The 11,085-nt window shown below is 73.8% G+C and carries 8 protein-coding genes and 3 tRNA genes; 8 read left to right on the plus strand and 3 right to left on the minus strand.

From position 1 onward, the window contains the following. The first annotated feature begins 98 nt into the window (after positions 1–98). The 4 genes from ACSNN7_RS19400 (at position 99) to ACSNN7_RS19415 (ending at position 1,587) form a co-directional block, all read left to right on the plus strand. Positions 99–902 (plus strand): fumarylacetoacetate hydrolase family protein, encoded by an 804-nt coding sequence (locus tag ACSNN7_RS19400; RefSeq protein WP_436682246.1) that lies wholly within the window; start codon positions 99–101, stop codon positions 900–902. Between the two features lie 106 nt (positions 903–1,008). Continuing rightward, positions 1,009–1,080: transfer RNA gene (locus ACSNN7_RS19405), tRNA-Gln, on the plus strand. A 139-nt stretch (positions 1,081–1,219) separates the two neighbouring features. Next, a tRNA-Glu gene (locus ACSNN7_RS19410) sits at positions 1,220–1,292 on the plus strand. Positions 1,293–1,514: 222 nt separating this feature from the next. Then, a tRNA-Glu gene (locus ACSNN7_RS19415) sits at positions 1,515–1,587 on the plus strand. 496 nt (positions 1,588–2,083) lie between these two features. Here the strand turns inward: ACSNN7_RS19415 and ACSNN7_RS19420 are convergent. Further along, the gene (locus ACSNN7_RS19420) at positions 2,084–2,770 is read right to left on the minus strand and encodes an IclR family transcriptional regulator (RefSeq protein WP_334450952.1); all 687 of its coding nucleotides are present in this window, start codon (positions 2,768–2,770) and stop codon (positions 2,084–2,086) included. 49 nt (positions 2,771–2,819) lie between these two features. Between ACSNN7_RS19420 and leuC the strand changes: the two genes are divergently transcribed. From leuC to ACSNN7_RS19440, 4 genes are all read left to right on the plus strand, one after another. Continuing rightward, on the plus strand, positions 2,820–4,262 hold the full coding sequence (gene leuC, locus ACSNN7_RS19425; protein WP_436682247.1) for a 3-isopropylmalate dehydratase large subunit: 1,443 nt from the start codon (positions 2,820–2,822) through the stop codon (positions 4,260–4,262). A 17-nt stretch (positions 4,263–4,279) separates the two neighbouring features. After that, positions 4,280–4,867, plus strand: coding sequence for a 3-isopropylmalate dehydratase small subunit (gene leuD, locus ACSNN7_RS19430; RefSeq protein WP_436682249.1), 588 nt, complete (start codon positions 4,280–4,282; stop codon positions 4,865–4,867). 172 nt (positions 4,868–5,039) lie between these two features. After that, the gene (locus tag ACSNN7_RS19435) at positions 5,040–5,669 is read left to right on the plus strand and encodes an HU family DNA-binding protein (protein WP_436682250.1); all 630 of its coding nucleotides are present in this window, start codon (positions 5,040–5,042) and stop codon (positions 5,667–5,669) included. Positions 5,670–5,806: 137 nt separating this feature from the next. Then, a complete protein-coding gene (locus ACSNN7_RS19440) occupies positions 5,807–7,780 on the plus strand; it encodes an endonuclease/exonuclease/phosphatase family protein (RefSeq protein WP_436682252.1) in 1,974 nt (657 codons plus the stop codon). Positions 7,781–7,819: 39 nt separating this feature from the next. On the opposite strand, the gene ACSNN7_RS19445 is transcribed toward ACSNN7_RS19440, so the two are convergent. Together ACSNN7_RS19445 and ACSNN7_RS19450 are read right to left on the minus strand one after the other, a co-directional pair. Then, positions 7,820–8,704: an NUDIX hydrolase gene (locus ACSNN7_RS19445; RefSeq protein WP_436682253.1), complete on the minus strand. Its 885-nt coding sequence runs from the start codon at positions 8,702–8,704 to the stop codon at positions 7,820–7,822. A 102-nt stretch (positions 8,705–8,806) separates the two neighbouring features. Then, positions 8,807–10,945: an RNA degradosome polyphosphate kinase gene (locus ACSNN7_RS19450; RefSeq protein WP_436682257.1), complete on the minus strand. Its 2,139-nt coding sequence runs from the start codon at positions 10,943–10,945 to the stop codon at positions 8,807–8,809. Between the last annotated feature and the right edge of the window lie 140 nt (positions 10,946–11,085).

Below are 11,085 nucleotides of genomic sequence, written 5' to 3' on the forward strand. Positions count from 1 at the left end.
CCGCCCCGGCCGCCCGCCGATCGCGTACGCTGCGCCGACGCCGTTCCCGGTCCGGCGTCGGCGGGATGCGGCCACGTCGCCGGCGCTAGATTGGCCTGGTGCGTATCGCTCGTTTTGCTCATGCCAAGGGAATGTCGTTCGGGGCCGTCGAGGGCGAGCCGGGGGTGGGCCCGGAGGGCCTGACCATCGCCGAGATCGAGGGTCACCCGTTCGGCAAGCTCACCTTCTCCGGTGCCCGCTGGGCGCTCTCCGACGTCCGGCTGCTCTCGCCGATCCTGCCCAGCAAGGTGGTCTGTGTCGGGCGCAACTACGCCGAGCACGCCGCCGAGCACGGCAGCGAGGTGCCGAAGGAGCCGCTGCTGTTCTTGAAGCCGTCCACGTCGGTGATCGGGCCGCGGGACGCCATCCGGCTGCCCCTCTTCTCCAAGCAGGTCGAGCACGAGGCCGAGCTGGCCGTGGTGATCGGCGCCCCGGGTGCCCGCCGCGCCGACCGGGCCGCCGCGGAGAAGGCCATCTTCGGCTACACCTGCGCCAACGACGTGACAGCGCGGGACCTGCAGCGCTCGGACGGGCAGTGGACGCGGGCCAAGGGCTTCGACTCGTTCTGCCCCATCGGCCCCTGGATCACCACCGGGCTGGACGTCTCCGACCTGGAGATCCGGTGCGAGGTGGGTCGTAACCCGGACGAGATGGAGGTACGCCAGCTCGGCCGGACGAAGGACATGGTCTTCGACGTGCCGGCCCTGGTGTCGTACATCTCGCACGTGATGACGCTGCTCCCCGGCGACGTGGTGCTGACCGGCACGCCGGCGGGGGTTAGCCCGCTCACGGAGGGGGATACGGTCACCGTGCGGATCGAGGGGATCGGCGAGCTCACCAATCCGGTGGTGCCGGTCGCCTGACGCGTCCGACGCCCTGTTTTCGCAGCTCACAGGCGTTCCGGGGGGTTGGATTTGGCCTGCTGGCGCGGGGAGGGTAAAGTTCATTCCCGGCGCCGCAAGGGGCCAATGGGGTATGGGGTAATTGGCAGCCCGACTGATTCTGGTTCAGTTAGTCTAGGTTCGAGTCCTGGTACCCCAGCGCAACCGCGGATTCGCGAGAATCCCGGACGCTGGATTCTGGCGGAGTTCCGCTCCGTCCCTCTCCCGAGGGGCGGCAGATGATCTCTGATAGAGTGCAGCTTCCCCACCCGCGAGGGTGGGGAAGCAGGTGAAGTTCTGGCCCCGTCGTCTAGCGGCCCAGGACGCCGCCCTCTCAAGGCGGTAGCGCCGGTTCGAATCCGGTCGGGGCTACAGCGCTGACAGCCCGTTCCACTTCGGTGGGGCGGGCTGTTTCGTGTCTCCGTGACGCCCGGTGCCGACTTGTCGTCCGGTGCTCCGATCGTCGTCCCGGTGGGCGGGCTTCGCCCGCACCTTCGACGCCCGCGCTGCGGACCCCCTCGTGGTCCGCCGCTGCCGGTGCCGCTAGACTACAGCCGCACCGCTCAGCAGGGCGGTGAAGCAGGAAAAGTGCCTGGCCCCGTCGTCTAGCGGCCCAGGACGCCGCCCTCTCAAGGCGGTAGCGCCGGTTCGAATCCGGTCGGGGCTACACCGCAGAACGGCCCGTCTCGCGCAATCGAGGCGGGCCGTTCGCTTTCCCGGGCGTCCCCGACTCCGGCTCCCGCCGCTCGCTGCCGCTGCCTTGCCTCGGGCTCCCGCTGGCGCTGCCCCGCCTGCTGGCCCTCCCGGCCCTCTGGCGGCCCGCCGAATCACTCGCCTCACGGAGCCGCTCGCGTCGCCGGCGCCCGGTCGGCCTGCGGGGCCAGCGGCTGCCGTGCGTCTCGGCCGGCCCCGACAGTGCGTCGCAGACGCTGTGGAGCTGATGTCGTAGATGACTCACCGGGTGCGCGGGCGTCGCGCGCGGCAGGCCGATCGCCCGTGATTCGTTCACGACATCAGCTTCACAGCGAACGTCACACCTGCCCGCCGGCCGCCCGGATGCACGTGCGGGCGCACCTGGACCGCCGGGGCCACCGCCGAGGGCTCCGAGACGGACCTCACCCGCGCCGAAGGGGGCAGGGCGGGGGTGGGGTCGATCCAGGGGGTCAGAGGCCGGAGAGGCGCTGGCCGGCGCGGACGACGGCCATGGCATGGCGTTCGCCGGGGCGTCGGCCCAGGCGCTCGATGGGGCCGGAGATGCTGACCGCGGCGATCACCCGGCCCGTGCGGTCGCGGATCGGCGCCGAGACGCTCGCCACACCCGCCTCCCGCTCGGCGACGCTCTGCGCCCAGCCTCGGCGGCGTACCTCGGCGAGGGTGCGGCCGGTGAACTTGGCGCGGGGCAGCAGCGGCATGACCGCCTCCGGAGGCTCCCAGGCGAGCAGGATCTGCGCCGCGGAACCCGCGGTCATCGGCAGCACCGAGCCGACCGGCACGGTGTCGCGCAGGCCGCTGGCCCGCTCGGCGGCGGCCACGCAGACCCGCTCGTCGGCGCGGCGCAGGTAGAGCTGGGCGCTCTCCCCGGTGGCGTCGCGCAGCGCGGCCAGCAGCGGCTCGGCGGCGGTCAGCAGCACGTCCGGGGCGGCGTTGGCCAGCTCGCCCAGCCGGGGCCCCGGACGCCAGCGCCCCTGGGTGTCCCGGACCAGCATGCGGTGGATCTCCAGTGCCTGCGCCAGCCGGTGCGCGGTGGCCCGGGGCAGCTTGGTGCGTTCGACGAGTTCGGCCAGGCTGGCGCCGTCGACACAGGCGGCCAGGATGACCACCGCCTTGTCGAGGACGCCGACACCGCTCATACTGTGTCCCACAAGCCGAAACTTACCTCCCAGAATTTAGGATGTCCAGATGGTGGGAGTCACTCAACCGAGGACCCTGGCCGAGAAGGTCTGGGACGCGCACGTGGTACGGACCGCCGAGGGTGAGCCGGACCTGCTCTACATCGACCTGCACCTGTTGCACGAGGTGACCAGCCCGCAGGCGTTCGACGGGCTGCGCCTGGCCGGTCGCCCGGTCCGCCGTCCCGACCTCACGCTCGCGACCGAGGACCACAACACCCCGACCGGGTACGACGACCCGAGCTTCACCTCGCGCCGAGGTGACCTGCTCACCATCGCGGACCCCACCTCGCGTACGCAGATCGAGACGTTGCGCCGCAACTGCGCCGAGTTCGGCCTCCGGCTGCACCCGCTGGGCGACGAGAACCAGGGCATCGTGCACGTCATCGGCCCGCAGCTGGGCGTCACCCAGCCCGGCATGACCATCGTCTGTGGCGACTCGCACACCGCCACCCACGGCGCCTTCGGTGCGCTGGCCTTCGGCATCGGCACCAGTGAGGTCGAACACGTGCTGGCCACCCAGACGCTGCCGCAGGCCCGGCCCCGCACCATGGCGGTCAACGTGACCGGGCAGCTCGGCCCCGGCGTCACCGCCAAGGACCTGGTCCTCGCGCTGATCGCCCAGGTCGGCACCGGCGGCGGGCGCGGGCACATCGTGGAGTACCGGGGCGAGGCGATCCGCGCGCTCTCCATGGAGGGGCGGATGACCGTCGCCAACATGTCCATCGAGTGGGGCGCCAAGGCCGGCCTGATCGCGCCGGACGAGACCACCTTCGCGTACCTCAAGGGGCGGCCGCACGCGCCCCAGGGCGCCGACTGGGACGCGGCGCTGGCCTACTGGCGCAGCCTGCCCACCGACGAGGGGGCCACCTTCGACGCCGAGGTCACCCTCGACGCCGGCCGGATCACCCCCTTCGTCACCTGGGGCACCAACCCGGGGCAGGGCGCGCCGCTCGGCTCGGCCGTGCCGGACCCGGAGGAGTTCGGCACCGACGCGGAGCGCACCGCCGCCCGCCGGGCGCTGGAGTACATGGCGCTGACGCCGGGTACGCCGCTGCGCGACCTCGCCGTCGACGTGGTCTTCGTCGGCTCCTGCACCAACGGGCGGCTGGAGGACCTCCGCGCCGCCGCCGACGTGCTGCGCGGACACCGGGTCGCCGACGGCGTACGCATGCTCGTGGTGCCCGGTTCCGCGGCCGTCCGGGAGGCGGCCGAGGCCGAGGGGCTGGACAAGGTCTTCGTCGACGCGGGCGCCGAGTGGCGCTTCGCCGGCTGCTCCATGTGCCTCGGGATGAACCCGGACACGCTCAAGCCCGGCCAGCGCTCGGCCTCGACCTCCAACCGCAACTTCGAGGGCCGTCAGGGCCGGGGAGGGCGCACCCACCTGGTGTCCCCGCCGGTCGCCGCCGCCACCGCGGTGGCCGGCCGGCTCGCCGCCCCCGCCGACCTGTAGAAGGGCAGCCGAGAGAGATGGACAAGTTCACCACCCACACCGGCACCGCCGTGCCGCTGCGCCGCTCCAACGTGGACACCGATCAGATCATCCCGGCGGTGTACCTCAAGCGGGTGACCCGAACCGGTTTCGCGGACGGGCTCTTCAGCGCGTGGCGGGAGGACCCCGCATTCGTGCTCAACGATCCGGCCCATTCCGGCGCGTCGATTCTCGTGGCCGGTCCGGAGTTCGGCACCGGATCATCGCGGGAGCACGCCGTCTGGGCGCTGCGGGACTGGGGCTTCCGTGCGGTGATCTCTCCCCGATTCGGTGACATCTTCCGGGGCAACGCCCTCAAGGAAGGCCTCCTTCCGGTGGAGCTGGAATTGAGTGCCGTCGAGGAGATCTGGGAGCGGGTGGAGTCCGAGCCGAGCGCCGAACTCACCGTCGATCTGGTCGCCCGCCAGGTCCGCCTCGGCCCGGCCAGCTGGTCGTTCCCCTTGGACGACCACAGCCGCTGGCGGCTGATGGAGGGCTTGGATGACATTGGACTCACCCTCCGGCACGCCGACCAGATCAGCGCGTACGAGGCGTCCCGGCCGTCGTTCAAGCCCGCTGTGGCATAGCCGTACGCCCGATCGTTCACCGTTTTTCGCCCCCGCCGGTACGCCCGGCGGGGGCGAATCCGTTACGACACAAGGGCTTTTTTCCACCGAATGTTTGTGTCCCGGCAGCACAGGGCATACCGTGCGCGCAGAATGGCTCGCGTCGAGTCAGTTGCACAATCGGGAGGAAGTCGTGAACAAGGCCGAGCTCATCGAGGCGCTCGCCGCTCGCCTGGGGGACCGCAAGACGGCGACGGCGGCGCTCGACGCGGTCATCGCCGAGGTCCAGGCGGCGGTCACCAAGGGCGAAAAGGTGGCGATCACCGGATTCGGAGCGTTCGAAAAGCGTGTCCGGGGTGCCCGAACAGCGCGCAACCCGCGTACCGGTGAGGCGGTGAAGGTCAAGAAGACATCCGTCCCGACCTTCCGCGCCGGCGCCGGATTCAAGGAAATGGTGGCCAGCGGAAAGGTGCCGAAGGCCGCCGCGCCGGCGAAGAAGACCACCACGGCCGCCGCCGCCAAGACCACCGGCGCCAAGGCGACCGGCGCGAAGGCGACCGGGGCCAAGGCGACCGGGGCCAAGGCCGCTGCCGCGAAGAAGACCACCGCCACGGCCGCCAAGAAGACCACCGCGACCAAGGCCACCGCGACCAAGGCCACCGCGACCAAGAAGGCCGCGCCGGCGAAGAAGACCGCCGGGGCCACCAAGTCCGCCACGGCCAAGAAGGCCCCGGCGAAGAAGACCACCGCCGCCAAGAGCACGGCGGCGAAGAAGGCCCCGGCGAAGAAGGCTCCGGCGAAGAAGGCCGCCGCCCGACGCTGACCTGCGCACGTACGCCCGGCAGGGGCGCCCACCGCACGGTGGGCGCCCCTGCTGCCGTCTGCCGGCGCCGGCCGCACCGTTGACCCGACGCCCGCCGGGTGCGCAGAATCGCCGCACCGCTCGGCGAGGAGGGGCTCGTGCGCCACCGCCACCGCACCACCGTCGTCACCGCTCTCGGCCTGGTCCTGCTGACCGACGTGCTGCGGGTCTTCCTGCCGTCGGTCATCACCATCTTCGGGCAGGCGGCGTCCACTCCGGCCGAGCTGCTGGGCGCCTTCGCGCTCGGCTGGTTCGTGCTCGCGCTCGGCACGCCGGCCCTGCTGCGCCGGGTCGGCACCCGGCCCGTCGCCCTCGTCGCCGCGGTGCTGCTGGCGGCGTCCCGGCTCGCCGTCACCGGCTTCCCCGGCGGGCGGGCTCAGCTCTGGCTCGCCACCGCCGGCCTGGTCGCCGGCCTCTGCTGGCTCGCCGCCGTGGCCGCCGGTGCGGACCGGCCGGTACCCGGACTGGCGCTCGGCCTGGCCGCCGCCGCGGCCCTGCACACCGTCTCCGACACCTACCGGTCGCTCTGGCTCGGTGGCGCGGAGGTCTGGGTGGTGGGCGTCGTGGTGGCCGCACTCTTCCTGGGCGGACAGGTGGTGCCCGCGCCGCCCGCCGGCCCCGGCGGCGCCCGGGCCTGGCTGCTGGCCGGGCCGGCGCTGCTGCTCGCCGGCCTGGTGGCGCTCTCCCCGGCGGTGGCCCGTGCCGCGATGTCGTACCAATTCGGCCTGCTGGACTCGTCGCCCGCGCAGGGCGCGGGCGTGGCCGTCACGCCGCTGGCGGGGCCGGTGCCGATCGCGGTCGCGGTCTGCGGGTTCCTGCTCGCCGCGCTGTCGCCGCCACGCCGGCCGGTCCGGCGGTGGCTCGGCCCGGCGGCCCTGCTCGCCGGGGCCGTACTGATGGGCCTGGGCCGGGGGGAGCTGCTGCTGCCCGCGATCCTGCTCACGGCGGTCGGTCTCGGCGCCTGCCTGTCCTGGTGCGACGCGGCCGACGGCCGGTCGGGCGCCGGGCGCAGCGGCGGTCCGGCCGCGGGGGTGAGCAGCGCCGGGTCCCGGGCGGCCGGGCACGACGGCGAACCGGCGGGCACGGGCGAGGCGAGCCGGCGCGGGTACGCCGCGGTGGGCGGGATGCTGGTCTTCGCCGTCGCGGCGGTGCTCTACTACGCGGCCTACGACCTCGGCTACCCCAACCAGTGGGTGCCGGTGGCGGTGGCCGTGCTGACCGCTGCGGTCACGCTCTCCGCCGGGCCGGTGCCGGTGCGTACCGTGCCGTCGTCGCCCCCGGTGCGGACCGCCGGGTGGGCGGCCGCGCTGGCGTTGGCCGCCGCGCTGACCGCCGACGAGACGCTGGTGGCCGGCAACCGGGAGGGACCACCCGCGACAATCCGGGTGGTGGCCTACAACATCCGGATGGGCTTCGGCATCGAGGGCCGGTTCGACCCGGACGCCCTGGCGCGCGCCGTCGGCCGGGCCGACGTGGTGGTGCTGAGCGAGGTGGACCGGGGCTGGCTGCTCAACGGCGGGCACGACACCCTCGACCTGATGGCCGAGCGGCTGGACATGCCGTACGTCTTCGCTCCCGCGGCCGACCCGCTCTGGGGCGACGCCGTGCTCAGCCGCTGGCCGCTCGCGGCGGCCCGGACCCGGCGGCTGCCGGCGGTGGGCGCGCCCACCGGAGCGCAGGCGCTCGGGGTCACCGTGGACCTCGGTGCCGGCGTACGCGTCGCGGTGGTCGCCACCCACCTGCAACCGCCGCCCGGGCAGGAGCCGGTGGTCCAGGCCCGCGCGGTGGCCGCGTTCGCCCTCGGGTACGCCGCCGGCCGGCCGCTGGTGGTGGCCGGCGACCTGAACACCGAGCCCGGGGACGCCGGCTTCGCCGAGTTCACCCGCGCCGGCCTGGTGGACGCCCTCGCGGCGGCCCGGCCGTTGCCCACCAGCCCCGCCGACGACCCGCGCGCCCAGATCGACCACGTCCTGGTCTCGCCCGGCCTCACCGGCGCCGACGCCGTCGCGCCGCGCGGCACCGCCAGCGACCACCTGCCGGTCGCGGTGACCCTCACCCTGCCCGCGACCTGACCAGGAGACGGCGACCGGCTGACCGCCGCCGGTTGCGGGTCAGAGCCGGTCGGCGGCGACCAGCCGGTCGGCGGCGAAGGCGAGCAGCCAGCCGCCGCCCTTCGGGGTGGTGTAGTCGTCCGGCCGCCCGGTCAACCGTTCCAGCGCTCCCGGGATCACCTTGCCCTGGCTGCACACCGCCACCGGCTCGCCGGCCGCGGCCAGCTCCGCCAGCCGGCCGGCGGCGGCCAGCGCGCACTCCTCGCCCAGCTGACCCGGTCGCGGCTCGTCCAGATCGCCGTGCACCTCGATCGGCAGGTCGAGCAGGGCCGCGGTCGGGTCGAGGGTCTGCACGCACCGGCGCGCGGAGGCCGACAGCAGCCGGGTGGGGCGCAGCAGCGCCACCAGTGGAGCCAGCGCCTCGGCCTGGGCCCGGCCGGCGGCGTCCAGCGGACGCCCGTCGTCCGGTCCGGACCAGGTGGCCCGCTTCCCGGCGTGCGCGTGCCGGACCAGCGCGATCGTCGCGGTGACCCGGGGCAGCGCGGCGAACGCGGCCAGCACCTCGGCGTCGTGCGGGTAGCTGACCAGCCGCACCGCCTCGTCGACGCCGAGCCAGCGCACCGCGTCGACCTCGGTGTCGGGCTGGAAGCCGCCCTCGCCGACCGCCCGCATCGACCAGTAGTCGACCGTCTTCGGCCGGCCCTCGCTGCGGTAGTGCACGGTGGGGAGCCGGATCTGCGGCACGGCCCGGACGTCGGTCTCCTCGGCCACCTCGCGGACGGCGGCCAGCAGCGGGTGCTCGCCGTGCTCCAGCTTGCCCTTGGGCAGCGACCAGTCGCCGTAGCGGGGCCGGTGCACCAGGCAGACCCGTACGCCCCCGTCGGAGTCCGGCTGCCAGGCCACCCCGCCGGCCGCCCGGATGCCGCCCGGTTGCTCCTGCGCCATCTGGTCACCCTACGTCCGGGCGAGCAGCCGTACGGGCCGCTCGGGGCCGTCCGGTGGCACCGCGCCGAGGGGCCGTACCCGTGCCGGCACCCCGGTTCCCGGTCAGCCGGCGGTGCCGCCCACCCGGCGCAGCAGCAGTTCCTGCAGGTCGGTCAGGGGTTCCTCGGGGGTGCCGGTGCGGCGGGTCCAGGTGCCGTCGCCGGCCAGCTCGAATCCCTCCACCTCGGGGCTGAACGCGGCGGCCAGCACGTGGTCGAGTTCGGCCCGGGCGACCGGGTCGCTCACCTGCACCAGGGCCTCCACCCGCCGGTCCAGGTTGCGGTGCATCAGGTCGGCCGAGCCCATCCAGAACTCCGCGTCGCCGTTGTTGCCGAACCGGAAGATCCGCGAGTGCTCCAGGAAGCGGCCGAGGATCGAGCGGACCCGGATGTTCTCCGACAGCCCCGGCACCCCGGGCCGCAGCGTGCACATGCCCCGGATCAGCAGGTCGACGTGGACACCGGCCCGGGACGCCCGGTAGAGCGCGTCGGTGATCTCCTCGTCGACCAGCGCGTTCACCTTGAACTGAACCAGCCCCGGCATGCCGAGGCGGACGTGGGCGATCTCCCGCTCGATCCGCTCGATCAGGCCGCTGCGGATGCCCTGCGGCGCCACCAGCAGCCGCCGGTACGCGGTCTGCCGGCTGTAGCCGGTCAGCACGTTGAACAGGTCGGTCAGGTCGGCGCCGATCTCCGGGTCGGCGGTGAGCACCCCGAAGTCCTCGTAGAGGCGGGCGGTCTTCGGGTGGTAGTTGCCGGTGCCGATGTGGCAGTAGCGGCGGATCTGGTTGCCCTCCTGGCGGACCACCAGCGCGGTCTTGCAGTGCGTCTTGAGGCCCACCAGGCCGTAGACGACGTGGCAGCCGGCCCGCTCCAGGGTGCGCGCCCAGCCGATGTTGGCCACCTCGTCGAAGCGCGCCTTCAGCTCCACCAGCACCACCACCTGCTTGCCGGCGGCGGCCGCGTCGACCAGCGCGTCGACGATGGGGGAGTCGCCGCTGGTGCGGTAGAGGGTCTGCTTGATGGCGAGCACGTTCGGGTCGGCGGCGGCCTGCTCGACGAAGCGCTGCACGCTGGTGGCGAACGAGTGGTACGGGTGGTGCACCAGCACGTCGCCGTCGCGCAGGGTGGCGAAGACGCTGCGCGGCACCTCGCCCTCGGCGAGCCGGGGGTGGGTGGCCGGTACGAACGGCGGGTCCTTCAGGTCGGGCCGGTCGGCCTCGCCGTAGAGCTGCCAGAGCGACGAGAGGTCCAGCAGCCCGGGCACCCGGAGCACGTCCTGGGAGTCCATGTCCAGTTCCCGGACCAGCAGCTCCAGCATGTGGTCGGAGATGGAGGCGGCGACCTCCAGGCGTACCGGCGGGCCGAAGCGGCGCCGGGCCAGTTCCCGCTCCAGCGCCTGGAGCAGGTCCTCGTCGCGGTCCTCGTCGACCTCCACCTCGGCGTTGCGGGTGACCCGGAACAGGTGGCACTCGACCACCTGCATGCCGGAGAAGAGCTGCCCCAGGTGCACCGAGATGAGCTCCTCGACGGGCAGTACCCGCAGCCCGGGCTGGTCCCGGGCGACCCGGACGAACCGCGGCACGTTGTTGGGCACCTTGACCCGGGCGAAGAGCTCCGAGCCGCCGTCCGGGTCGCGGACCGCCACCGCCAGGTTCAGCGACCGGCCGGAGATGTACGGGAACGGGTGCGCCGGGTCGACGGCGAGCGGGGTGAGCACCGGGAAGATGTGCTCCCGGAAGTAGGTGCGCAGCCGTTCCCGCTCCGCGTCGTCCAGCTCCGCCCAGCGCAGGATGCGGATGTCCTCGGCGGCCAGTTTGGGCAGCACGTCCTCGACGAAGCAGGCGGCGTGCCGGCCGACCAGCTCGGCGGTCCGTTCGGTGATCAGCTCGAGCTGGGTGCGCAGCGGCAGCCGGTCCCCGCCGCGCACCGGCAGGCCGGCGGAGAGGCGGCGCTTCAGCCCGGCGACCCGCACCATGTAGAACTCGTCGAGGTTGCCGGCGAAGATGGCGAGGAACTTCGCCCGTTCCAGCAGCGGGGTGCGCGGGTCCTCGGCGAGCGTCAGCACCCGGGCGTTGAAGTCGAGCCAGGACAGTTCCCGGTTGAGGAACCGGTCCTCCGGCAGCGGCGCGACCGCCGGCGGCTCGCCGTCCGGCCCCGTCGGTGGGGCGGGCCGCTCACCCGCGTCCAGCACCTCGTCCAGCCCGGCGGAGGCGCCGGCGGCGCTGGCGCCGGGGGAGTCGGGCGCGGTCGCGACGGTCTCCTCGGGAGCGCGGGTGCCGCCGCGGCGGCGGGCGGCGCGGCGGGGACCGGCTGCCGCTGCGCACCCAGCTCGAGCTGATC

It is taken from the genome of Micromonospora sp. URMC 105 (assembly GCF_051386295.1).
GTDB lineage: Bacteria > Actinomycetota > Actinomycetes > Mycobacteriales > Micromonosporaceae > Micromonospora.